This is a genomic window from Spirosoma endbachense (assembly GCF_010233585.1).
In the GTDB taxonomy this organism is placed as follows: Bacteria; Bacteroidota; Bacteroidia; order Cytophagales; family Spirosomataceae; genus Spirosoma; species Spirosoma endbachense.
Window position 1 is genome coordinate 581747 of record NZ_CP045997.1, and the last position, 23336, is coordinate 605082.

The following is a 23336-nucleotide window of genomic DNA, read 5'->3' on the forward strand; positions in this document are numbered from 1 at the left end:
GTTAGTCATTAGGTAATTGGATTACGACTTTCGTTTGCGGGAGGCATCACAAACGCCTTTGAAATAACCGACCGACTCGGCAATGCCGGCAAGCGGATCTTTCATGTCTTTTTCGTATTCCAGACTACAGCTACCCTCGTATTTCACCTTCCGCAGCATGTCGACAAAAGCCGGTATATCGATGACGCCCCGGCCCAGTTCGCAGGTTTTTCCTTCTTTGGTAGCCGCCGTTACGTTTTTGAGATGGATATCAAAAATGCGCTTGGCGTACGTTTGCAGATCGGCAACGGGATCGTCGCCATTGCGCCGGTCATGGCCCATGTCGAAACAGAATCCGATTCGGGCGTCCAGATCCTTAATAGCACTGTATATTGATACAGCATTGGGGTACAGCGCAATATCAGGGCCATGGTTGTGAATGGCGTACCGGAAATCATACTCTTTCACTTTCTTGTCGACATAGGGTAATAACTCCGTATTCGGAACGCCGATGATCAGTTTTACCCCAACCCGTTTGGCGTACGCAAATGCATTGTCGACTTCCTGGGTCGTTTTCATGTAGATCGGGCCGACGGCATAGCCCGTAACCCCCGATTTAGCTAACTTTTCGTGAAAGGCCGTGATTTGTTCGGGTGTGCTGGTTAAGGGCAGATGAAAATCCTTGATGCACAAATAGTGTACATCCGTTTTCTTCATCATCTCAAGCGACTGATCCAGATTGAAATTAACAAAGGTGTAGCCGGCCATGCCCAGCTTAAACAAATCTTCACTGGGTGCGTTGTGCTGTTCAGCACTGTTCACCGAAGCAATTGCGGCCGGGCTCATAGTGGCCAGCGCGGCACTGCCTCCGGCACTTTTTAGAAACGATCGTCGTGTCGTCATTGATACTAACGGGTAAGTGTTATGGCTATCGAGTTATTGTAAGGCTAATTTAGTATGTTTTTACTGACCGAAGGGCTATTTATCCGTAACGGAGTCTCAAAAGGACTATTGCTAAACCCTGTGCTACGGTTAATCAGGACACTCTAAAATAACCGTGGCGCGGGGTTTAGCGATAATCCTGCTCAATTTTCTCAAAAACGTTTCTATATTTGTCCCGCTGAAAAGCGAAGCTTTAGGGGTGCCCAGACCGGGCTGAGATACTACCCTTTGAACCTGAACAGGATAATACCTGCGGAGGGAAAAGCGAGAAGGTTTTTTACTGGACGATTGCAGGCGCGGTTAGCCGCATGCATTGTCTCCTGTCCTTCTTCAGTTTATCCTCCCAGTCAGACTGCCCGGTTTCTCCCTATCGTTTGTGCTTTCCTGCGCATGATACACAACTATGCTCGTTTCAGTCAACAACCAATCCGTTGAAATGCCCTCGGCAGCTTCGCTAAGCAGTCTGCTGATCCAATTAGCCCTTGCCGACCAGAAAGGCATTGCCGTAGCCGTAAACAACGCCATTGTTTCCCGCACGGACTGGTCGCAGTATATCTTATCGGGAAACGATAAAGTCACCATTCTACAAGCCACCCAGGGAGGATAACATGAGCCAGAAAACCGAACAACCTGAACAGCCCGCCATTACGCGCCAGCCCCTGACGGGTTCCCGTAAAATTTACGTGCCGGGCCAATTGCACGACATCCGCGTAGCCATGCGGGAGATTATCCTCTCGGATACGGTAGCGCATGGGCATACGGGATCTAAACCGAGCCGCCAGCCCAACGCGCCCGTAACCGTCTATGACACCAGTGGTCCCTATACCGATCCCGACGCGGTGATCGATCTGCAACGGGGCCTCCCCCGACTGCGTGAACCCTGGATTACCGGCCGGGAAGATGTGGAGCCATTAGCAGCCTTCTCATCGGCGTACAGTAATCAGCGGTTGGGCAACCAAACACTTGACTCCCTGCGCTTTGCCCACATCCGTCACCCCTATTGCGCCAAAGCCGGTCAAAATGTAACGCAGCTGCACTACGCCCGAAAGGGGATTATCACCCCCGAAATGGAGTACATCGCTATTCGGGAGAACCAGCGCAACGATAGTCTGAATGATCAATCTACCCTCTGGCAGCAACATCCGGGCATGAGCTTCGGGGCGAATACACCCAAACAGGTTATCACGCCGGAGTTTGTCCGACAGGAAGTTGCTGCCGGTCGAGCCATTATTCCGGCCAACATCAATCATCCGGAAAGTGAACCGATGATTATCGGGCGAAATTTTCTGGTCAAGATCAACACCAATATCGGCAACTCCGTTGTCTGGTCAAGTATTGAGGAGGAGGTCGAAAAAGCCGTATGGAGCTGCCGCTGGGGTGGCGATACACTGATGGATCTATCAACGGGAAAGAATATTCACGAAACACGCGAGTGGATCATTCGCAACTGCCCGGTACCGGTCGGAACGGTACCGATCTATCAGGCCCTTGAAAAAGTGAATGGCAAGGCAGAAGCCCTAACGTGGGAATTGTTCCGTGATACGCTCATTGAGCAGGCCGAACAGGGCGTCGATTATTTCACGATTCACGCGGGTGTTCTGCTTCGGTATATTCCCCTGACGGCCCGCCGGGTAACGGGCATTGTGTCGCGCGGGGGGAGCATCATGGCCAAGTGGTGTCTGGCTCATCATCAGGAGAATTTTCTGTATACGCATTTTGAGGAGATTTGCGCCATCATGAAAGCCTATGATGTGTCGTTTTCGCTGGGCGACGGCCTAAGGCCTGGCTCTATTGCCGACGCCAACGATGCGGCCCAGTTCGCGGAGCTGGAAACCCTGGGGGAACTGACAAAAATCGCCTGGAAGCACGATGTGCAGGTAATGATCGAAGGCCCTGGCCATGTGCCGATGCACCTCATCAAAGAGAACATGGATAAACAGCTGCAGTGCTGCGAGGAGGCTCCATTTTATACCCTCGGCCCACTGACAACCGACATTGCCCCTGGTTATGACCACATTACGTCGGGCATCGGCGCGGCCATGATCGGCTGGTTCGGGACGGCCATGCTTTGTTACGTGACCCCTAAAGAACACCTCGGTCTGCCGAATAAAAAGGACGTGAAAGACGGCGTGATCACCTATAAGATTGCGGCCCACGCAGCCGATCTGGCGAAAGGACATCCGGGTGCGCAGTACCGCGATAATGCGCTGAGCAAGGCCCGCTTTGAATTCCGCTGGGACGATCAGTTCAATCTCTCGCTCGATCCGGACACGGCACGGGCTTTTCATGACGAAACCTTACCGGCCGAAGGAGCCAAAATTGCGCATTTCTGCTCGATGTGCGGCCCCAATTTCTGTTCGATGAAAATCACCCAGGATGTACGCGATTATGCCGAGCAGCATGCGCTGGGCCACGACGAAGTATTCGATAAAGCAATGCAGGCCAAAGCAAAGGAATTTGCCGAACAGGGCAATCAGCTTTACCTATGAGCAGCCTGAAAATTAGCTCATTACAGTACATCACAACCCGTCCCGAACAGGCCGAAATCGCCTGTTCGGGGGGTGCGGACTGGATTCAGCTGCGGCTCAAAAACCAGCCCTATCAGGCCTGGAAAGCCGTGGCCCTGGAAACGCTTGCCGTCTGTCGGCAATACAATGCCCGACTGATCATCAATGACAATCCCGAGCTGGCGGGCGAGATCGGGGCTGATGGCGTTCACCTGGGAGCAGACGATATGCCGGTGCCCGAAGCCAGGGCATTGCTGGGTGATGCGGTCATTATTGGCGGCACCGCCAATACGCTGGAAACGTTGCTCGATCTTGACCAGACCGGCGTCGATTATGTGGGGCTAGGCCCCTTTCGGTTTACGTCGACCAAGGAGAAACTAAGCCCGATTCTTGGGTTGGCAGGCTATCAGAAAATTCTGTCATCGCTGCTACAACTGGGTGTTTTTGTGCCGGTTGTGGCGATTGGCGGCATAACTATTGCCGACGTACCCACGCTGGTATCGACCGGTCTGTCCGGGGTTGCCGTATCGTCGGCGATCAGCCAATCCACCGACCCAGCTGCCGAAACACGCCTTTTTATAGAGACGGTTGCCAACTTGACAAACCGCACCATCGCCATTACGCCAGGTACTGGCAGGCGTTAACACACGATACGCATGAATAAACAACCGCTAACGATTGCCGATAAAACATTCACCTCCCGCCTGTTTACAGGAACGGGGAAATTCGGCTCGGCTCAACTGATGGAAGACGCCCTGCTGGCTTCGGGCTCGGAGTTGGTGACGGTCGCCCTGAAACGGGTCGATACCCAGAACTGCCAGGATGATATGCTGATTCATGTGACGCACCCTCGCCTGAATCTGTTGCCGAATACGTCTGGCGTCCGAACGGCGAAAGAGGCCGTTTTTGCCGCCCAGATGGCCCGCGAAGCACTGGAAACAAACTGGCTCAAGCTGGAAATTCACCCCGACCCAAAGTACCTTCTCCCCGACCCTATCGAAACCCTCAAGGCCGCCGAAGAACTGGTCAGACTGGGGTTTGTGGTGTTGCCGTACTGTCATGCCGACCCGGTTTTGTGCAAGCGGCTGGAAGCCGTCGGCGTAGCAGCTGTTATGCCTTTAGGAGCACCCATTGGCACCAACAAGGGCTTACGGACGATCGATTTTCTGGAAATCATTATCGATCAAAGCCAGATTCCGGTTGTGGTCGATGCGGGATTGGGCGCGCCATCGCACGCAGCCGCAGCGATGGAACTGGGCGCGGATGCGGTGCTGGTCAATACAGCCATTGCGGTTTCTGAGGACCCCGTTCGGATGGCCGTAGCCTTTAAACTGGCGGTTGAAGCAGGCCGGATGGCCTTTGAAGCCCGGCTTGCCCGCCCCGCCCTGACCGCTCATGCGAGTAGCCCCTTAACTGCTTTTCTGGACGAATGACGAGATCCAAAAACTGGTTCGACGCGCACGACTGGGATCGTGTCCAGCGCGACATTTACACCACGACTGCGCGACAGGTGGAACAGGCGCTGGGAAACTCCCGGCGGTCGCTTGACGATTTAAAAGCATTGCTATCACCAGCAGCCCAGGCTTATCTGGAACCGATGGCCCAGCTCAGCCATCAGCTGACACAGAAACGATTCGGCAAAACGATTCAGTTGTATGCTCCGCTTTACCTCTCGAACGAGTGCCAGAACATTTGTACGTACTGCGCCTTTAGCCTGGATAACAAAATTCGACGTAAAACACTGACTGATAGCGAAATAACCCAGGAAGCGCAGGCATTAAAGCAATTCGGATACGACCATATCCTGCTGGTTACCGGTGAAGCCAATCAGACCGTCGGGCTGCCATACCTGAAAAACGCGATTCGCCTGCTGCAACCCTACTTCGCCCATATTTCGATGGAAGTACAACCACTCGACCAGCCGGATTATGAAGAGTTGATAGCCGAAGGGCTACATACGGTGCTGGTTTATCAGGAAACCTACCACCGCGATACGTACAGAAATCATCATCCGAAAGGGAAAAAATCAAATTTTCAGTACCGGCTCGATACCCCCGACCGGCTGGGGAAAGCGGGTGTGCATAAAATTGGGCTGGGCGCTTTACTTGGCCTGGAGGACTGGCGAACCGATAGTTTTTTTACGGGGGCTCACCTGCATTATCTCGAACGCACTTACTGGCAAACCCGGTATAGCCTCTCATTTCCGCGCCTTCGCCCCATCGACCTGATGCAAAACGACACCATTACGTCCAGATCATTCGAGCGGTGCATGACCGACCGCGATCTGGTTCAATTGATCTGTGCGTACCGGCTCGTTAACGAAGAGGTTGAGCTGTCGCTGTCGACCCGCGAAACGCCCCGCTTCCGCGATCATGTGCTAAAACTGGGTATCACCAGCTTAAGCGCAGGGTCAAAGACAAATCCGGGCGGGTATTCCGTCGAGCCGGAATCGCTCGAACAGTTTACGATTTCCGATGAGCGTAGCCCGGCCGACATGGTCGATGTGATTCGACGGCAGGGCTATGAACCCGTTTGGAAAGACTGGGACAAACTATTGACAAGCCGATGACTGATCAGGAGTTAAACCGCTATAACCGTCATATCCGATTACCTGAAATCGGGCTGGCTGGCCAGAATAGCCTCAGGCAGGCCCGTGTTGTCGTTGTTGGCGCCGGTGGCCTGGGCTGCCCGGTAGGTCAGTATCTAACGGCGGCCGGAGTTGGTACGCTGGGCCTAATCGATGGCGATATGGTCGAAGAAAGCAACCTGCAACGGCAAGTGCTTTTTTCGCCGGAACACATCGGCCAGCCCAAAGCCGAGGTCGCAGCAGCACTTCTTGCCCGACAAAATCCATACATCCGGGTGGTAGCCCATCCGGTTTTCCTGGATGCAGCCAATGCCTTATCGATTTTGGAAGACTATGATATTATTGTCGATGGCTCGGATAATTTTTCGACCCGTTATCTGGTCAATGACGCCTGTGTGTTGCTCAATAAGCCCCTGATTTTCGGTTCTATTTACAAATTCGAGGGTCAGGTTAGCGTATTTAATCACAAAGAAGGACCAACCTATCGCTGTCTGTATCCTGAACCCAGCGAGCTGGAAGCCTGCGCCGACGTTGGTGTACTGGGTGTTCTGCCGGGCTTAATGGGTTGCCTGATGACCAACGAAGTGATTAAACTCATCACGGGCATTGGCGACCTGCTTAGTGGCAAATTATTGATAGTCAATGCGCTGACCCTCTCCTTCGAGACGTTCTCGTTTACTACCAATCCGCTCAATAAAGCCATTCGCACCCTGCCGAAGCCGGCTCCTGTCTGTGCCGATACCCTTCCCCAACTAACGGCAGCAGCACTAATGGACTGGCTCGAACGAGTGGATAAGCCTCTACTGCTTGATGTTCGGGAACCGCATGAATACGAACGGGAAAATCTGGGGGGGACACTGCTCCCGGTATCGGCCTTGCTACAACATCCCGAACGTGTGCCCACCGACCGACCCGTTGTCATTCATTGCCAATCGGGAGGAAGGAGCCAAAAAGCCGTTGCGTTTCTCCAGCAACTGGGTTTTCGGAATGTGTATAATCTGACGGGTGGACTAAATGCGTTTAGTCAGCTAAGCCTGCGTCGCCAGACCGGCAACCCACAAACCACTGGTTAATCCTCCATTTTTCAATTAGCTACTTTTCTAACGCGAAAAGAGCCGCGTTAGAAAAGCAGTGCGGTCTGGATGCATTCGAATCCAGCGATCGGATCGGTACGCTGCCACAAGGCCCCCATCAGGGCGGCACCGTCGAATCCGGCCTGTTTTACCAGGGCCACGTTGTTTTCATCAATCCCGCCCAGACCGATTAACAGCGGCAGGTTGTCGGATTCCTCCCGAATTGTTTTTAGCTGTTGAGCTACCGTGTCCAGACTGGCTGATGGCCCATAGCCGGGCTTGCTGATGCTGGGGAAAATGGGACTATAAAAGACCAGTTCTACCTGTCCGGCCAGCAACGGCCATTCCTGCAGGTTATGAATACTAGTTGAAAAGGGCTGCTGCCGCTGTGCCTGTGTACTGTATTCGTCTGACTGAAAAAACTGCCGATTCGATTCTTTCAGATGCCAGCGAAACGGCGCAGGAACAGCAGGAGCGTTATCGCCCGCGAGTAAGACCGCAGACTGCCAGACAGCCGGAAATAAGGAATTCATGGCTTCGGCAAACGGAAACGTTCGCCAGTATAAAAAGTCAAGGCCTTTGTCAAACAGACCCGTAAGTGTTGGGATGTGCTGGCTTTGAGGACTATCGTCGGTTATACCGATGAGCAGGAAGGGTTTGGAAGACATTAAGCGAAATTAAGTGTTTAGAAGCCAATCTACCTAATCTGTCATTTTTTACGGGTCTAATTCGCGCAGATCTGAGACCTGGTGCGGTAGCCGGGCAAAGCCGCCAGTTTTCGGATTATCTCCACCGCTTTTAAAGCCAGGTCCACCTTCTGTATAGTCGCTCCGATAGTCTCTTTTCAGCTGTATTAGTTTTGATTCGTCAACGGGAAATAGACACTGAAAGTCTTCCTCTATCACTGACTCAGACGACTCAATCATCGTAAAACAGAACCTAACTTTTCACTTGTTCACTGACACAATAATTTCTCATTCAATCATGAAAACTTTACGCGTAGTAGCAATCCTGGCCATCTCTAGTATCTTCGGTTTAACTTCATGCAGCAAAAAGGGTGACGATGTAGTGCCTGCTTCAACGCAAACCACCCCGACAACATCGACCACTCCCTCAACCACCACTACACCAGGCCAGTCGACTACTCAAACCACATCGGGTTTCTCTACGAAAGTCGACGGCAAGGATTTTATTCCTGACCTGGTTTATGCCAAAGTAGTTGCCCCCGGCAACGATGGTTACTACGCAATCTATGGCCTCGACAGCAAAACCAGCGATGTGGTTATGATTGCCCTGCCCTATTCGGCCCTGGTCGGCACCCATAAATTAAGCTACGTAAATTTCGGTGTGCTTTCTCTGGGCAATGGCTCGGATTCATTCTCGACTCGGGTGCAACCCGGTGATGGCACCGTTACGATAACCAAAATGACCACGACTGACGTTGAAGGCACATTCTCCTTTACAGCCTATAGTGACAAAGGCGTAAAGCGTACAATTACCGAAGGCAAGTTCAATGTGCCATTCAAATAACCGAATACATTAAATAAGAATCATGACGGTCAGCTCCTTCGAAGCTGACCGTTTTTTGTTGGCAACTACCTGTGTAATCAATGGATTTCACCACCCATCAGGAATGCATGAACAGGGATAACCCCGTCTATATCTTGAGTCTGGATTATAAAAAAAGCCCCGCCAAGTTTCCTCGGCGGGGCTAGCTACTTTATGCTTTCTTACTTCACTTCTTCATATGGAACATCCGAAACGTTGTCGCCGGTTGGCTGTCCCTGATTTCCAGGGTTGGCGTTTCCACCGTCGAAACCAGCACCGTCCGTTGGACCTCCGGCGCCGTTAGTGGCGTTGTAGAGATCGGTCGAAGCGGTAGACCAGGCTGCGTTCAGTTTCTCCAGAGCCGCATCGATAGCCGCTAAGTCGCGGGAACCGTGCGCCGTACGGAGTTGGGCAAGCGCTTCTTCAATAGCCGTTTTATTCGGTGGAGTCAGCTTATCACCGTACTCTTTCAGTTGTTTCTCGGTTTGGAACACCATCGAATCGGCCTGATTGACTTTCTCGATCGTTTCGCGCTCCAGTTTGTCGGCGGCTTCATTGGCTTTGGCTTCTTCACGCATCCGGTTGATTTCAGCATCGGTCAGACCGCTCGAAGCTTCAATCCGGATTTTCTGTTCTTTGCCCGTACCTTTATCTTTAGCCGTTACGTGTAGAATACCATTCGCATCGACATCGAAGGTTACTTCAATTTGAGGGACGCCCCGCGGTGCCGGTGGAATATCGGACAGGATAAACCGGCCTAACTGACGGTTCTGAGCCGCCATTGGCCGCTCACCCTGTAACACGTTGATCTCTACGCTCGGCTGGTTATCCGAAGCGGTCGAGTAAACTTCTACTTTCTTGCTCGGAATGGTCGTGTTGGCATCGACCATTTTGGTAAATACACCGCCCATTGTTTCGATACCCAGCGAGAGCGGGATAACGTCGAGCAGCAACACGTCTTTCACTTCACCGGTCAACACACCGCCCTGAATAGCAGCACCAATGGCTACGGCTTCGTCGGGGTTAACGGCTTTCGATGGCTTGCGACCAAACAATTTTTCTACTTCTTCCTGCACTTTCGGAATCCGGGTCGAACCACCCACCAGAATGACTTCGTCAATCTGACTAGCCGATAACGACGCATTTTTCAGTGCGCGACGGCAAGGTTCCAGGCTCCGCTGAATCAGCGAATCAGCTAATTGCTCAAATTTAGCCCGGCTCAATGTTCGCACCAGGTGTTTCGGAATACCGTTCACCGGCATGATGTAGGGCAGGTTGATTTCGGTCGAATTCGAACTCGACAGTTCAACTTTTGCTTTTTCAGCGGCTTCTTTCAGGCGTTGCAGGGCCATTGGGTCCAGACGCAGATCGATCGCTTCGTCTTTCTTAAACTCATCAGCGAGCCAGTCGATGATAACCTGATCGAAGTCATCACCACCGAGGTGGGTATCACCATCGGTCGATTTCACTTCAAATACACCATCGCCGAGTTCGAGGATCGAGATATCGAACGTACCACCACCCAGGTCAAATACGGCGATTTTCTGATCGTGATTCGTTTTGTCCAGACCGTAGGCCAGTGCAGCCGCAGTCGGTTCATTGATGATCCGTTTAACATCGAGACCGGCGATCTGACCAGCTTCTTTAGTGGCCTGACGTTCGGCATCGTTAAAGTAAGCTGGTACCGTGATAACGGCTTCAGTCACCGTTTGACCAAGGTAATCTTCGGCAGTCTGCTTCATTTTCTGAAGGATCAGTGCCGAAATTTCCTGTGGTGTATATAGACGATCGCCAATGCGGACACGTGGTGTTGCGTTGGGGCCGTTTTCAACGTCATAGGCGACGTTTTTAATTTCGTTGGTTACCTCAGCATAGCGTTTACCCATGAAACGCTTAATCGAGGAAATCGTATTCTTCGGGTTGGTGATGGCCTGGCGTTTGGCCGGTGCGCCGACTTTCCGCTCGCCGTTGCCGTTGTCCATAAACGCGACGACTGACGGTGTCGTGCGTGCTCCTTCTGAATTCGGGATCACGACCGGCTCGTTGCCTTCCATCACGGCCACACACGAGTTTGTGGTGCCTAAGTCAATACCAATAATCTTTCCCATAACTGGTTTAGTTTCTTTAGTTGGCTGTGTATAATCTGACAGACATATCCTATCTATCAATACAAATGCCAGCCAAGAAAATTGTTTGATTTGCTGTCAGATTGGCAGAATAAAGTAGTTAACTGGGCCAGAATGTCGCGCAAAAGTCGCCCGCACCAAAAAAATGTGGCAGTCCGGCAGAGCCATGCCGATGTTGGTTGTCCAGTACCCTTTTGCTTCATTACAAGTGAACCAATTGTCAAGCTGGTTTCTTCAGTCCATACAATACAGACTGCCGTCGTACTAGCCCGTTGAAAACCGGACTAGTACGACGGCAGTCGTTACACTACATGTTAATTATTTACCAAAAAGGCCGCCCAGCATTCCGCCGAGCCCACCGCCCTGTTGACCAGCCACGCGTAACAGATCATTCATATCGAGTTTGCCATCCGCCATTGCCGAACCGGCCATACCCATCCAATCAACACCCTGCTGACCCGTTGCAGCTCCCAGAATGGTATTGCCATCAACACTCGAATCGTTCGGATCAGATGCTTTGTGCATCAATTTGCTTAATACCATGGGCACAACAGCAGCCGCTACCGACATGGCAACCTGGGGCGAAATACCCAGCTTTTCCATCAGATTCTGCTCAACGTGATCCTGAACTCCCTGTGTTACGGGGCTTTGCTGAACGTTACCGCCGTTAACAACCATGCCGAGCAGGCTGCCCAGCCCACCACCCTGCGCCTGCTGCCCCAGTCCACTGAGAATGCTGCTGGCGACCGTTTGCATAACACTGTCGTTCTGGCTGTTAGGGATAGCCGGATTGTTGATAACTGCCTGACCCGATTGCTGCTGAACCAGATTCATTAATGTTTCTAACATGATTTTTACTGTTTTAGGATTAACGGGAATAGGTTCGATTACACCCCGCGCTAAAATTAGCTAGATTCCGACTGACACTTGGAATTGAATCCGTTATTTTGCCGTGAACTAGCATACACCCTATGACGAACGAAGACCCCAAAAGTAGCGGTCAGGCACCCGAAAAAATAAAATTAAACGATAGAATTAATAGGATGCTAACCGATTTGCTCTATCCCAGCGAATCAGACGAGCCCATTGAGTTCGTCCAGTGTTATCTTAACCAGCAGGAACCCCTAACTGTTAGTCAGATGAAGGACTGGCAGATGCTGCCACCCGGTGTGTATGTGGAAGAAGTGCCCGAAAATGACTTTTGGGAACCGGTCGTTACTGAACAGGACTGGTATGAAGGCGAAGAAAAAGCGCGGACTGAAAAATTCCGGCAATTGAAACAACTTCTGGAAACTGAGTTGACCGGGCGGCAGGTTTTTCACGCAGGAGAAACTGAAATTGATGTTTTTCTCCTTGGTCGGCAGGCGGATGGCGAACGGGTCGGCATCAAAACGAAACTGGTGCAGACATAATGCTAGTAAAAGGAGCGAGGAGTGAGTAGTAGGAGTGCTGACGCATAGTTATCTCCTATTACTCACTCCTCGCTCCTTTTACTAAAAGTCTGTTTACTTTACTTGTTCCACAACGGCGGCAAATGCTTCCGGGTGGTTCATGGCCAGATCGGCCAATACTTTACGGTTGAGTTCGATGCCTGATTTGTTCAGTGCACCCATCAGGGCTGAATACGATAGACCATTGATCCGGGCACCGGCATTGATCCGCTGAATCCAGAGGCCGCGGAAATCCCGTTTTTTGGCCTTACGGTCGCGATAAGCGTAGCCTAAACCTTTTTCAACGGCGTTTTTAGCAACCGTCCAAACATTTTTACGCCGACCGAAATAACCTTTGGCCAGCTTCATTACTTTTTTCCGACGCGCCCGTGAGGCAACGTGATTGACGGAACGTGGCATAATAAATTGTGTTTTTTGACGACGGGCGGCAGGCTAGTCAGCAGTCATCAGATTGCGTACTGTCTACTCTTTAAGGCCTGGCATCGGGTGAAACGTGAAACCAAGACGCAACTGCGTCTTTTCTTTACCTTAGACGTTCAACAGCGCTTTGATACGACGCTCATCGGCTGGGAATACCAGCGTGTCGTGTACCAGATTACGCTTTTGTTTGGTTGTCTTTTTTGTCAGAATATGACTGTGGAAGGCGTGCTTCCGCTTGATTTTTCCGGTGCCGGTCAGCTTGAAACGCTTCTTGGCGGCCGAATTGGTTTTTACTTTAGGCATTGCAGTAAACCGCTTTGTATGGAAAATTAAGTAAACAGGCCGCAAAGATACAAAAAAAATGATTACTGCCTTCGCTAAGCAAAGCACCAATCGTTAATTCTGAATGAATGCAAAAAACTAGTCAGGTCGACTTTAAGCGGTAAAGTCAACCTGACTAGTTTTTTTGCAACAGATTGATATGTGATCAGCGGAAAAGTAGGATGATAGTTACGGAGTCGCTCGAACCTGGGTTCGCGTCAACTGGCCTAAGCTCTCATCAGTCCATCCGCGATCATTTTTTGGGAACAACTACTTTGGGGGCCAGGAACATACTCATCCGTTTGCCTTCGAGTTTGGGTTCTGCCTCTACCTTGCCGTAATCTTCAAGTCCCTTAGAAAAACGCTCCAATAGCTGGAAACCACGGTCTTTAAAAACAATGGCCCGCCCAACGAATTGAACGTAGGCTTTCACTTTTGCGCCTTCTTTCAGGAAGTTGATGGCATGTTTGAGCTTAAACTCGAAATCATGATCGTCGGTATTGGGACCGAATCGGATCTCCTTGATAACGACCTTGGTAGCGTTGGCTTTGATTTCTTTCTGCTTTTTCTTCTGCTCGTATTTGAACTTGGAGTAGTCAACTATACGGCAGACGGGCGGCACAGCGTTGGGCGACACCTCGACAAGATCGAGGTTCTGCGCTTTGGCCATAGCCTGCGCCTTATTTATGTCGTAGATTCCCTGCTCTACATTTTCACCGACCACCCGCACCTCGCGGGCCAAAATGCGCTCATTAACTTTGTACGGTTCTTCAACCACACGACGAGGTGGTCTGCGCTGGGGTAATGCCATAGATTGTGTTTAGTGTAACTAATTTTTAAAATCGCTTGGATAACGTTCGTTGTTCTAAAAAGTTCGGGAAACTATCGAAAATACTGATTCTACGCAAGATTTAAACAACTTGCAGTCTTCAGTTTGCAGTAAGCTGCCGACTATTGTCCGTACAAACTGCCCACTGAAGACTGCCCACTCATAGTTTCACCTCTGACTGGAATGCCTTGACAAACTCGTCGATACCCATGCTGCCCAGATCGCCCTGCCCTTTACGGCGGACCGAAACTTTTCCATCGGCGGCTTCTTTTTCGCCAACGATAAGCATGAACGGCACTTTATTTACTTCCGCATCCCGAATTTTACGCCCGATTTTCTCATCACGCAAGTCGACAAAGCCACGAATGTCGTGTTCCTGCAAGCTGAAAAACAAGTCGTTTGCGTAGTCTTCATATTTTTCAGAAATCGGCAGAATCGCAATCTGATCCGGCGATAGCCAGAGCGGGAAATTTCCGCCTGAGTTCTCGATCAGGATCGCGATAAACCGCTCCAGTGAACCAAACGGCGCCCGGTGAATCATGACGGGACGGTGTTTCTGGTTGTCAGCACCAATATATTCCAGTTCGAAACGATTGGGCAGGTTATAATCGACCTGAATCGTACCGAGTTGCCATTTCCGACCGAGCGCGTCACGGACCATAAAATCAAGTTTGGGGCCGTAGAAGGCCGCTTCGCCCAATTCTGTAACCGTCGATAAACCCTTTTCGGCCGCCGACTCGATAATAGCCGCTTCTGCTTTTTCCCAAAGATCGTCAGAACCGATGTATTTCGTTTTATTTTCCGGGTCACGGAGTGAAATCTGGGCACTAAAGTCATCAAATCCAAGCGATTTAAAGACGTACATCACCAGATCGATCACTTTCATGAATTCATCCTTCACCTGGTCGGGGCGGCAGAAGATATGCGCGTCATCCTGTGTAAAGCCACGTACGCGGGTCAGTCCGTGCAGCTCTCCTGATTGCTCATACCGATAAACGGTACCAAATTCGGCCAGTCGAAGAGGCAGATCGCGGTAGGAGCGCGGTTTGGTTTTATAGATCTCGCAATGGTGCGGGCAGTTCATCGGCTTCAGCAGAAACTCCTCGTTCGGATCGGGCGTTCTGATAGGCTGGAACGAATCTTCGCCATATTTTTCCCAGTGTCCCGACGTCACGTAGAGTTGCTTGCTGCCAATGTGAGGGGTCACAACCGGCGAGTAACCCGCCCGTATCTGGGCTTTCCGCAGGAAGTTCTCCAGCCGTTCGCGCAGCATGGTTCCTTTCGGCAGCCAGAGCGGTAACCCCTGCCCTACTTTCTCCGAAAAGGCAAATAATTCCAGCTCTTTACCCAGCTTACGGTGATCCCGTTTTTTTGCTTCTTCGAGCAGATACAGGTAATCGTCGAGTTCTTTTTGCTTGGGGTACGTAACGGCGTAAATCCGGGTCAACTGCTTATTTTTCTCATTACCGCGCCAGTAAGCTCCGGCTACGTTCATGAGTTTAGCGGCTTTGATAAAGCCCGTATTCGGAATATGCGGCCCCCGGCAAAGGTCCGTAAAATCACCCTGGCTATAGAACGTAATGGTACCATCTTCGAGTCCTTCGAGCAGGTCCAGTTTATACGGATCACCCTTTTCTGTAAAATAGGCAATCGCATCGGCTTTGCTCATCGGTTTGCGGATATACTGCTGTTTCTGGCGGGCCAGTTCGAGCATTTTATCCTCAACCTTTTTAAAATCCTCCTGCGAAAAGGGTTGACCGTTCAGATCAACATCGTAGTAGAATCCCGTTTCAACAGCGGGTCCAATGCCGAACTTGACACCCGGATACAAGGCTTCAAGCGCTTCGGCCAGCAAATGAGCCGATGAGTGCCAGAAGGTTGCTTTCCCTTCAGGGTCGTTCCAGGTCAGGAGTTGGATGGTCGCATCCTCTTCAATGGGCCGCGTGGCGTCCTGAACAACACCATTGACTTTGGCAGCCAGCACATTGCGGGCCAATCCTTCACTGATTTGGGTGGCAATATCCAGCCCGGTACTTCCTTTTGGATACTGCCGAACGCTCCCGTCGGGTAGCGTTACGCGGATTTGTTCGTCCTGCGCAATCATTTGTGTACTAATTTATTTGTGGGTACCCGCAGCCTACCTACAACTGTAAGCTACTTACTTTTACTATATGATTGGGTATTCATTAATTCTGTCCAATCGGCTTGATGGTTCGCCGGAGCGAATCACCGGAGCCAGCCGGAACCTGCGACTTTGGCTGAATGGTCGATACACGGACACGGGTTGTGTCGAGTGTGGCACGATTCTGCGTCGGTGTCAGTGCTTCATCCGGCGTATTCGGCAAAAATAACGAGTTATATGAGTTTTGCGAATATTGTCGCCGTTGTGATCGCCATAAACCGGCGGCTGCCTGCTGATCGGCTGCATTTAGCCTGGTTGCTTTCGTATAGGCGGCAATCGCTAAATCATACTGACCCATCTGCTCATGACAATAGCCCAGGTACGTATCGATGCGCGGGAACTGCGGCCGAAGCTGCTGAACTCGCTCGTAATTGGCTAATGCAACGTAATAATTCCGGTATTTCTGGTTAATCAATCCGATTTGAAAATACGCCTGATAGTAGTTCGGCTGCACCTTCAGTGTCTGTTGATAACAGGTCATGGCGCTATCAAGTTCACCCGCCATGTGATAGATCAAGCCCCGCCCGTAGTATAATTTGGGGTTGTTGGGGAAATAGCGAAGCGCCTGACTATTATAAGCCAACGCTGAATTACGATCGCCCTGCACCCGATATACTGACGCCAGCTGGTTATACGTATCAAGATAGCGTGGCTTTAAACGAAGCGATTGGTGGTATAAGGCCAATGCCTGGGTCGTATCACCCAGGCGGGCCGTCATCAGCCCTTTAAAATAATAGGCTTCACCATCGTAGGGAGCCATTTGCAGGGCTTTTGTTACGTAAAGCTGTGCTCTGGGAAACTGATTCTGTTGCTGAAAGAGATCGCCCATCAGCGTATATAGTTCGGGGGTATCAATACCCAGAATTTCAGCACGTTGTGCATTAACGAGCGCCTTCTCAGGTTGCTGCAGCGCCCGTAAAATCTGGGCGCGTGTCAGGTAATACGAACCGGCATTGTCGTTTCGGCTGATGGCTTCATCGATATCACTCAGGGCCAGATTGATTCGACCCATTGCCAGCAGAATAACAGCCCGTTTGGCATAGGCCGATGCCGGAGACGATTGATTGATGGCTCGCGTCAGTGCACGCAGCGCCCCCTCCGTCCGGCTACTGTCGCCGGGTTTCGGGAAATCCGGTATCCTGGCAGTTTGCCGATCATCGCTGCCACAGGCAAGGAGTGTAGCAATAAGGGGGACTATGAGCAAATACTGACGCATGACTGGATTTGACGGATTTGGCTGTAGCGGATGAATGACCCTGTTCGTATGATCAGGAATCAATCCGTTCACTAGCCGATCTATCAATCATTTTCAACAAAGTTAGGCAATTCAAACGGATGCAAACCGATAGAAAACCCCCAACGGCAGACGTTTATGATAATTATCCTCGACAACTAACTCTCCCCATTCTGAATTGGGTACCATTCCGAATACCTGCCGCATGAGGTTATCCAGCAGAATCGACGAGAAGCCCAGCGAGTAGAGGTTGATAATGAAAAAGAAGTCGTTGCGGTCGAGCAGATCGGCACAGGATTTAAGCAACTCATTGAGGTGCTCTTCAAGTACCCATTTTTCACCATCGGGTCCGCGACCATAGGCCGGTGGGTCCAGAATAATGCCATTGTAGTGATTGCCCCGACGGACCTCTCTACGAACAAATTTAACCGCATCCTCAACGACCCATCGTATGTTGTCAAGCTCGCTATGATCCATGTTTTCGCGCGCCCAGCTGATTACCGGTTTTACGGCATCGACATGGGTAACGTCGGCTCCGGCCTGCCGGGCAGCCAGAGAAGCCCCCCCGGTATAGGCAAACAGGTTCAGTACTTTGGGGCGGGATACGCCCGTCGACAGTTTTTTAATCGTATCGTGGATATAGACCCAGTTATCGGATTGCTCTGGAAACAGGCCAACGTGTTTGAAGGTCGTTAAGGCAAGCTTGAATTTCAGATTCAGCCCTCCCTGTCGGAATGAAACGAACCAGGGATCGCGCATATCGGGAGTTGTTTGCCAGTCGCCCCGCTCGGGCGACTGCCTGTCTCGTCGAAAAATAGCATGAGCCTGCTCTTCCCAATTGCGATCAGACAATGATTTATCCCAGATAGCCTGTGGTTCAGGGCGTGCCAGCACAAAATCCCCGAAGCGTTCGAGTTTCTGAAAATCGCCCGAGTCGATTAGTTCATAGTCAGTCCAGGGAGCGGGGGTAATGAGGTGAATGTCGGGCATATTAATGTAGTGAGTGAAGAATACTGGGTGAAAAATAGTTTACACGCTTCCGTCTTCACTCGTCATTCCCATTTTCAAGATTAGTTCAAACTCATCCGGCCTGATTGGCATGACCGATAAACGCGACTGTTTTATGAGGCCAATCGCTGCGAGCATCGGTTCGGCTTTGATCTGAGCCAGTGAAACCGGTTTCGCCAATGCCATGACCGGTTCGAGTTCGACCACGACCCAGGGTGCCAGAGCCGACCCATCGGGGAAGGTTGGGTCGGGGTAGCTTTCCCGCACGACCGTAGCCAGACCAACGACTCCAGGATTCAGTATACTATGGTAGAACAGTACCTGATCGCCCAGTTGCATCAGCCTCAGGTTATTGCGAGCCTGATAGTTACGAACACCGTCCCATACAGCACGGCCCTGTTTCGTGAAATGATGCCACCCGTACGTATCGGGTTCGGATTTAACAAGCCAGTAATTCAAGCAGTGGGTTGGTCAATTAGCCTATAAAAATGGCTCCGGAGAGCCATACAATAAAAACGCAGGATTTATACTGTCCTCAATAGTAATCATCATGCTCCTGACTGCTACCATAAGGCGATCCATATTCATCCTCATCATCATCGGCAAATTGTGAACCTGCTCCCTTGAACGTTAGCGCTTTCTTGAGTATCATGATCTGACCGGTATGATACAAATCGTGGTTAACGATTCCATGCAGCATATCATAATAGGTATAATCGCGACCCGGCACGATATCCTCCAGGAATTCATCATCGTCCCGCTTATCCAGCTCGTTGATCAGTTCTTCCTGACTTAAACTCAATTCCATTTCGAGGGCTTCCCATTCGAAATCATCAATTTTATCGGGCAGGGCGCCAAAGTTTTTTTCGGGAGTTGTAATATCGAATGTTGCATCGCCCTGCATCTTTTTGACGCAAAAAATCCGCCAGCTCGTCATGTGAAAGACCAGTTCGGCAATGGAGTGCGTATTGGGTGAGATCCGTCGACCAGACATTTCAGGGGTAACGCCCCGAAGGGCTTCAACTACCGAAGGGCCGTGCCAGGCTTCCTCGCTTTCATACGTTGTATTAAGGAGGTCAATGATTCGAATGAGTTCGTCGTTGGGAATCATAGGTTATTCAAGCAAAAAGTAAAGCTGCCGACATATCGTGTTAGGTGGTTACTGGTAGGGTTCAACAACCATTCGGTAATAATATAGTCTGACAACTTAATAGTAAGTGATATTGGCTTTTTTTTTAATACTCCCCTGATGGGTATTTGTTCAGAATATCGGTAATCATCTCAATAACAGAACCCTATCTATAAAAAGTTGATGAAGAACTAAACTGTTGTTTTAACAACGGATTGGGTTCTGTCGAACCGGATTTCTAAATCTTTTGCAAAGGTACGTCAATATTGACGGCGTTTCGAAAAAAACATACCGATCAATTTATAACCAATTGGCATATTGGCCAGGCGGGAAGCTGTTATATTCTGATTTTCAGTGGTCTTTTCTGACTAATAAGAATTCATTTCTGGCACTCTTTTTACTCCCATAGACACTACATACACTATCAATTAAGTGTATTATATAAAAAATAAACTATACTTACAGGGTCTTTTTTGGATACAATGGCATATTTTATGTACCTGCATTAATTAAGTATTCTTGTGTCGACAGTGACGGAATACCAGGTTTCATGATCTAATTGGTAGTTCCGGCAAAATGATTTTCGGCAGCCTATGCGTTTACTTTTACCCTGTCTGCTCCTGGTATCCAGTTGCTTTAGTCAAACCCTGAAACCCCTACGCTATCAAACGGAGGTTGGTAGTTATTTATCGTCATCGGGTCAGAATCCGTTCTGGCTCAGGACGAATCAATACGGCATCGTTCCAATTGATCATTCCACGCTGACCTTACGACACGCGATGCATGTTGATTATCACGATGCGCCAAAAAGCAAACGCGATAGTTTACAGGCCATTAACCGTCGGGTGGACTGGGGATGGCGGGCAGAAGCCGTTCTGAACGCTGGCTATGATGTACGATTACTTATTCCGGAAGCCTACGCGAAGGTAAGGCTGGGGTCCGTTGAAATCTGGGGGGGGCGTCGACGCGAAGTTATTGGCCTGGTCGACACGACCCTTACTTCCGGGTCCTATAGTATGTCGGGCAATGCGCTACCCATGCTTAAGTTTCAGGTATCGGTTCCGGAGTACACACCCCAAAATGGGCTTTTTGCCGTAAAAGGATTTTACGCCCACGGCTGGTTTGAAGTCGATCGGTTTGTTAAAAATACCCGTCTGCATCAAAAGGCAATTTATATGCGGTTGGGCAGACCCCATTGGCGACTGAAATTATATGGCGGAATGAATCACCAGGTCATGTGGGGGGGCACGACAACGCAGTTACCCAATACGCGCATTAAAAATAACCTCCTGCCCTCCACCTTCCGCGACTATATCGACGTGGTTTCCGCCAGTTCGCTCGGCAATCGTACCAATGTCGATACCAATCGAATTAGTCAGTTCGACCGGGAGAATCGAATTGGCAACCACCTCGGCACGGTTGATCTGGGCTTTGAGTATGTTGCCCACTCCTATTCGATCTTTGCATACCGTCAGAGTATTTACGAAGATGGCTCCCTGTTTCACCTCACGAACCTGCGCGATGGCTTGAATGGGGTCCGCATTCGTAATCTGAGGCCACTAAATCCTCGTGGGCTACAGATCGAATCGGTTCTTTTCGAGTACCTCTATACGGAGAATCAGGGAGGTTCTCTTTTTATAGACAATAGTGAACAACAACGGGGCCGCGACAATTACTTTAATCACTCCCAGTATCAGGACGGCTGGTCGCGCTATGGAATGACACTCGGAACGCCTTTTATTACGCCATCCGATAACAGCCGCAGCGATCTGCCCCGCTATGGATTCACCAACAACAACCGGGTGGCTGTCATGCACGTTGGCCTTTCGGGGCATGTGCATAGCATTTTCCATTTTCAGGCCAAAGCCTCTTTCAGTGAGAATCTGGGCACCTATGAAGTCCCGTTTCCAGAGCCAGTTCGGCAGTTTTCCGGCGTTCTAACCATGTCAACAGTACTTCCTGTTCTTAATGGAATAACCCTGAATACGGCTATCGCAACCGATATGGGCAAGCTATACCCGAACAGTGTCGGCTATTATGTGGGTATCCGCAAGGATGGACAAAGTAGAAAAAAAGTAAACTAGTAGGCGTTTAACTGATCCAGTCGGTCATTTCCAGGCAAGCCAATACGTTTTATACCCAACAGCTTAAGTCTACTGTTTTCGGCAGATACTATAAATAATAGGAGCAAAAAATACCGTTTAATATATTATCTAAAAAAGATACCTATATACGTAAGTAAAGTTATACTTAATGGAGCTAATTTTCTTACTTAAAGCGTACCAAGTACACTTTAGTATTCCTAATCTTGAGCTTGCAAGTCTGTTTATTGTCTCTCGAGTACAACAAGCATCAAAAGCCAGACGTATTGGCGACTCAACTGCCTTATTACTCTCCTAACCTATGAAGCATTTATTAAAAGATGAGGAGTTAATACAAATGCATTTGAACACTCATCAAAATGACTACTTTGAAACTTTATATAAGCGCTATGTGACCAAAGTGTATCGGCGTTGTTTATCACTAACGAAAGATTCAGCCAAGGCAGAAGATTATACGCACGATATTTTCCTGCGTGTGCACGGAAACCTTACTAAATTTCAGGAAAAGTCGGCTTTTTCAACCTGGTTGTATTCCATTTCGTACAACTATTGCATGGACCAGATCCGCCAGTCCAATCGAAATTCAACGGTCGCTTTAGACGAGGATCAGGATTATATCTGGACCGATTCGACAGATCAGGATAACAAAGAATTTCAGTTGCAGCAGTTGGACAAAGCAATGGGAGCCATTTCGGCAGAAGAATTACTCATGTTGCGAATGAAGTATGAAGATAATCTTGATATTAAGGAAATTGCCGAACAACTGAATCTGAAGAACAGCGCAGTCAAAATGCGTCTGAAACGCACCCGCGATAAGATTCGTCGTATGTACGGAGACGATCCATTTTAATCACATTCTCGCAAAAAACTCCCCATATTGGCTGATCAATGGCTTTCCGGGCTTCAGGTCACTAAGCCAACCGTAGGTGCCGTCAGGTCAGCAATGATTTTGCTTTTTTCTACTGGTTCTTACTTTTTATTGATAAACCCGTACATAATCGACCTCCATTCGTTGCGGCCAGATGCTTTCGTCAACCCCTTTCTGTCCGCCCCAATTGCCGCCTACGGCAACGTTTAGAAGTAGATAAAACGGTTTGTCGAATGGCCACTCGGCTTCCGTACTTCCTAAAGCAGATTTCTGAACCGTATAATACTTCTGATCGTCGACGAAGAAGTCGATTCGGTCGGCTGTCCATTCGATGGCGTATAGGTGAAAATCCGTCGCTACGCCCTTAATCGGGATGGCCTTCCCTTTTTCAGTTTTCTTCGCGTGGTTATACGCTTCCGTATGAACCGTACCATGAATGACACCCTCGTCGAAACCGACGTGTTCCATAATGTCAATTTCACCAGCTTTCGGCCAGCCTGCTGTTGATATATTCTTACCGAGCATCCAGACGGCAGGCCAGGTTCCACGGCCGGCGGGTAGTTTGGCCATAGCTTCAATCCGGCCATAGGTCCAGGTTGTTTTACCCTGTGTCATCAACCGCGCCGAGGTATAATTTTTGCCCTGGTACGCTTCTTTTCTGGCTTCAATAATGAGTTTCCCGTTTTCGACCCGGGCGTTCTCAAGCCGCTTGGCTGTATAGTATTGCAATTCGTTATTACCCCACCCATTGCCCCCTACTTCGTAAGACCACTTGGTCGAGTCGGGCAGACCCGCCTTATCGAACTCATCCGACCAGACCAGTTTACGGGCCGCTGGTGGTGAGGTCACCTCAGGGCTTTTGCAGGCAACTATTGCCAATAGGGTCAGCGCTTTTATTATTATCAATAGTTTCATCAGATAAGGGTTTTCTTTACAGCGTTCTGAATGCTGTGTAGGACGGAAACAAATTTTATCAGCTTTTTTTGAAAACTTTCCAAAAGCGATTCGTCTTACACTATATAATCGACAC

23 protein-coding genes and 1 riboswitch are annotated in these 23336 nt (G+C 49.9%); of the genes, 10 read left to right on the top strand and 13 right to left on the bottom strand.

Going from position 1 to position 23336, the window contains the following annotated elements:
- Positions 1-21: 21 nt before the first annotated feature.
- A complete protein-coding gene (locus tag GJR95_RS02250; RefSeq protein ID WP_162384334.1) occupies positions 22-882 on the bottom strand; it encodes a TIM barrel protein in 861 nt (286 codons plus the stop codon).
- 224 nt (positions 883-1106) lie between these two features.
- Positions 1107-1199, top strand: a riboswitch (TPP riboswitch).
- A 125-nt stretch (positions 1200-1324) separates the two neighbouring features.
- Between GJR95_RS02250 and thiS the strand changes: the two genes are divergently transcribed.
- From thiS to moeB, 6 genes are read left to right on the top strand one after another with little or no spacing between them, the layout of a single operon-like run.
- Entirely contained in the window at positions 1325-1528 is a 204-nt protein-coding gene (gene thiS / locus GJR95_RS02255; RefSeq protein WP_162384335.1) for a sulfur carrier protein ThiS, read from the top strand.
- Between the two features lies 1 nt (position 1529).
- Complete coding sequence (gene thiC, locus GJR95_RS02260; RefSeq protein ID WP_162384336.1) at positions 1530-3410, top strand: phosphomethylpyrimidine synthase ThiC; 1881 nt, start codon at positions 1530-1532, stop codon at positions 3408-3410.
- A complete protein-coding gene (locus GJR95_RS02265; protein ID WP_162384337.1) occupies positions 3407-4072 on the top strand; it encodes a thiamine phosphate synthase in 666 nt (221 codons plus the stop codon). Before thiC ends, GJR95_RS02265 begins: the two co-directional genes overlap by 4 nt.
- Positions 4073-4084: 12 nt before the next feature.
- Entirely contained in the window at positions 4085-4861 is a 777-nt protein-coding gene (locus GJR95_RS02270) for a thiazole synthase (RefSeq protein ID WP_162384338.1), read from the top strand.
- A complete protein-coding gene (gene thiH, locus GJR95_RS02275) occupies positions 4858-5997 on the top strand; it encodes a 2-iminoacetate synthase ThiH (protein ID WP_162384339.1) in 1140 nt (379 codons plus the stop codon). The genes GJR95_RS02270 and thiH overlap by 4 nt, the downstream gene beginning before the upstream one ends.
- Positions 5994-7088 carry a molybdopterin-synthase adenylyltransferase MoeB gene (gene moeB / locus GJR95_RS02280; RefSeq protein WP_162384340.1) on the top strand — a complete coding sequence of 365 codons (1095 nt, stop codon included), beginning with the start codon at positions 5994-5996 and terminating at the stop codon, positions 7086-7088. Before thiH ends, moeB begins: the two co-directional genes overlap by 4 nt.
- 47 nt (positions 7089-7135) lie before the next feature.
- Here moeB and GJR95_RS02285 read toward each other — a convergent pair whose 3' ends face one another.
- On the bottom strand, positions 7136-7756 hold the full coding sequence (locus GJR95_RS02285; protein WP_162384341.1) for a thiamine phosphate synthase: 621 nt from the start codon (positions 7754-7756) through the stop codon (positions 7136-7138).
- A gap of 316 nt (positions 7757-8072) precedes the next feature.
- On the opposite strand from GJR95_RS02285, the gene GJR95_RS02290 reads away from it, so the two are divergent.
- On the top strand, positions 8073-8618 hold the full coding sequence (locus GJR95_RS02290; RefSeq protein WP_162384342.1) for a DUF6252 family protein: 546 nt from the start codon (positions 8073-8075) through the stop codon (positions 8616-8618).
- 200 nt (positions 8619-8818) lie between these two features.
- On the opposite strand, the gene dnaK is transcribed toward GJR95_RS02290, so the two are convergent.
- Together dnaK and GJR95_RS02300 are read right to left on the bottom strand one after the other, a co-directional pair.
- Entirely contained in the window at positions 8819-10786 is a 1968-nt protein-coding gene (dnaK, locus tag GJR95_RS02295; RefSeq protein ID WP_262889806.1) for a molecular chaperone DnaK, read from the bottom strand.
- A 294-nt stretch (positions 10787-11080) separates the two neighbouring features.
- The gene (locus GJR95_RS02300; protein ID WP_162384344.1) at positions 11081-11611 is read right to left on the bottom strand and encodes a hypothetical protein; all 531 of its coding nucleotides are present in this window, start codon (positions 11609-11611) and stop codon (positions 11081-11083) included.
- A gap of 122 nt (positions 11612-11733) precedes the next feature.
- Here GJR95_RS02300 and GJR95_RS02305 point away from each other — a divergent pair, with 122 nt between their 5' ends.
- Complete coding sequence (locus tag GJR95_RS02305; protein ID WP_162384345.1) at positions 11734-12174, top strand: nuclease A inhibitor family protein; 441 nt, start codon at positions 11734-11736, stop codon at positions 12172-12174.
- A 93-nt stretch (positions 12175-12267) separates the two neighbouring features.
- Here GJR95_RS02305 and rplT read toward each other — a convergent pair whose 3' ends face one another.
- The 8 genes from rplT to GJR95_RS02345 form a co-directional block, all read right to left on the bottom strand.
- Positions 12268-12612, bottom strand: a complete 345-nt coding sequence (gene rplT / locus GJR95_RS02310; protein ID WP_111340765.1) for a 50S ribosomal protein L20 — start codon at positions 12610-12612, stop codon at positions 12268-12270.
- Positions 12613-12741: 129 nt separating this feature from the next.
- Positions 12742-12936, bottom strand: coding sequence for a 50S ribosomal protein L35 (rpmI, locus tag GJR95_RS02315; protein WP_162384346.1), 195 nt, complete (start codon positions 12934-12936; stop codon positions 12742-12744).
- A 271-nt stretch (positions 12937-13207) separates the two neighbouring features.
- Complete coding sequence (infC, locus tag GJR95_RS02320) at positions 13208-13765, bottom strand: translation initiation factor IF-3 (protein ID WP_162384347.1); 558 nt, start codon at positions 13763-13765, stop codon at positions 13208-13210.
- A gap of 178 nt (positions 13766-13943) precedes the next feature.
- Complete coding sequence (gene thrS / locus GJR95_RS02325; protein WP_162384348.1) at positions 13944-15887, bottom strand: threonine--tRNA ligase; 1944 nt, start codon at positions 15885-15887, stop codon at positions 13944-13946.
- 82 nt (positions 15888-15969) lie between these two features.
- A complete protein-coding gene (locus GJR95_RS02330) occupies positions 15970-17181 on the bottom strand; it encodes a tetratricopeptide repeat protein (RefSeq protein WP_162384349.1) in 1212 nt (403 codons plus the stop codon).
- Between the two features lie 111 nt (positions 17182-17292).
- Positions 17293-18189, bottom strand: coding sequence for a class I SAM-dependent methyltransferase (locus tag GJR95_RS02335; protein ID WP_162384350.1), 897 nt, complete (start codon positions 18187-18189; stop codon positions 17293-17295).
- A gap of 39 nt (positions 18190-18228) precedes the next feature.
- Positions 18229-18666: an EVE domain-containing protein gene (locus GJR95_RS02340; RefSeq protein WP_162384351.1), complete on the bottom strand. Its 438-nt coding sequence runs from the start codon at positions 18664-18666 to the stop codon at positions 18229-18231.
- Positions 18667-18742: 76 nt separating this feature from the next.
- On the bottom strand, positions 18743-19318 hold the full coding sequence (locus GJR95_RS02345; RefSeq protein WP_162384352.1) for a DinB family protein: 576 nt from the start codon (positions 19316-19318) through the stop codon (positions 18743-18745).
- A 611-nt stretch (positions 19319-19929) separates the two neighbouring features.
- Between GJR95_RS02345 and GJR95_RS02350 the strand changes: the two genes are divergently transcribed.
- Positions 19930-21420 (top strand): capsule assembly Wzi family protein, encoded by a 1491-nt coding sequence (locus tag GJR95_RS02350; RefSeq protein ID WP_162384353.1) that lies wholly within the window; start codon positions 19930-19932, stop codon positions 21418-21420.
- A gap of 319 nt (positions 21421-21739) precedes the next feature.
- Positions 21740-22288 (top strand): RNA polymerase sigma factor, encoded by a 549-nt coding sequence (locus tag GJR95_RS02355; RefSeq protein WP_162384354.1) that lies wholly within the window; start codon positions 21740-21742, stop codon positions 22286-22288.
- A gap of 126 nt (positions 22289-22414) precedes the next feature.
- Here the strand turns inward: GJR95_RS02355 and GJR95_RS02360 are convergent, their stop codons facing one another.
- Positions 22415-23221: a glycoside hydrolase family 16 protein gene (locus GJR95_RS02360; protein WP_162384355.1), complete on the bottom strand. Its 807-nt coding sequence runs from the start codon at positions 23219-23221 to the stop codon at positions 22415-22417.
- Positions 23222-23336: the final 115 nt, after the last annotated feature.

Coding starts and splice junctions, on each gene's coding strand:
- moeB (WP_162384340.1), top strand. CDS start 5,994: ATGACTGATCAGGAGTTAAACCGCTATAACCGTCATATCCGATTACCT.
- GJR95_RS02350 (WP_162384353.1), top strand. CDS start 19,930: ATGCGTTTACTTTTACCCTGTCTGCTCCTGGTATCCAGTTGCTTTAGT.
- GJR95_RS02330 (WP_162384349.1), bottom strand. CDS start 17,181: ATGCGTCAGTATTTGCTCATAGTCCCCCTTATTGCTACACTCCTTGCC.
- GJR95_RS02290 (WP_162384342.1), top strand. CDS start 8,073: ATGAAAACTTTACGCGTAGTAGCAATCCTGGCCATCTCTAGTATCTTC.
- GJR95_RS02345 (WP_162384352.1), bottom strand. CDS start 19,318: ATGATTCCCAACGACGAACTCATTCGAATCATTGACCTCCTTAATACA.
- GJR95_RS02305 (WP_162384345.1), top strand. CDS start 11,734: ATGACGAACGAAGACCCCAAAAGTAGCGGTCAGGCACCCGAAAAAATA.
- GJR95_RS02270 (WP_162384338.1), top strand. CDS start 4,085: ATGAATAAACAACCGCTAACGATTGCCGATAAAACATTCACCTCCCGC.
- rplT (WP_111340765.1), bottom strand. CDS start 12,612: ATGCCACGTTCCGTCAATCACGTTGCCTCACGGGCGCGTCGGAAAAAA.
- GJR95_RS02300 (WP_162384344.1), bottom strand. CDS start 11,611: ATGTTAGAAACATTAATGAATCTGGTTCAGCAGCAATCGGGTCAGGCA.
- GJR95_RS02355 (WP_162384354.1), top strand. CDS start 21,740: ATGAAGCATTTATTAAAAGATGAGGAGTTAATACAAATGCATTTGAAC.
- infC (WP_162384347.1), bottom strand. CDS start 13,765: ATGGCATTACCCCAGCGCAGACCACCTCGTCGTGTGGTTGAAGAACCG.
- GJR95_RS02265 (WP_162384337.1), top strand. CDS start 3,407: ATGAGCAGCCTGAAAATTAGCTCATTACAGTACATCACAACCCGTCCC.
- thrS (WP_162384348.1), bottom strand. CDS start 15,887: ATGATTGCGCAGGACGAACAAATCCGCGTAACGCTACCCGACGGGAGC.
- GJR95_RS02360 (WP_162384355.1), bottom strand. CDS start 23,221: ATGAAACTATTGATAATAATAAAAGCGCTGACCCTATTGGCAATAGTT.
- GJR95_RS02335 (WP_162384350.1), bottom strand. CDS start 18,189: ATGCCCGACATTCACCTCATTACCCCCGCTCCCTGGACTGACTATGAA.
- thiC (WP_162384336.1), top strand. CDS start 1,530: ATGAGCCAGAAAACCGAACAACCTGAACAGCCCGCCATTACGCGCCAG.
- thiH (WP_162384339.1), top strand. CDS start 4,858: ATGACGAGATCCAAAAACTGGTTCGACGCGCACGACTGGGATCGTGTC.
- GJR95_RS02250 (WP_162384334.1), bottom strand. CDS start 882: ATGACGACACGACGATCGTTTCTAAAAAGTGCCGGAGGCAGTGCCGCG.
- GJR95_RS02285 (WP_162384341.1), bottom strand. CDS start 7,756: ATGTCTTCCAAACCCTTCCTGCTCATCGGTATAACCGACGATAGTCCT.
- rpmI (WP_162384346.1), bottom strand. CDS start 12,936: ATGCCTAAAGTAAAAACCAATTCGGCCGCCAAGAAGCGTTTCAAGCTG.
- thiS (WP_162384335.1), top strand. CDS start 1,325: ATGCTCGTTTCAGTCAACAACCAATCCGTTGAAATGCCCTCGGCAGCT.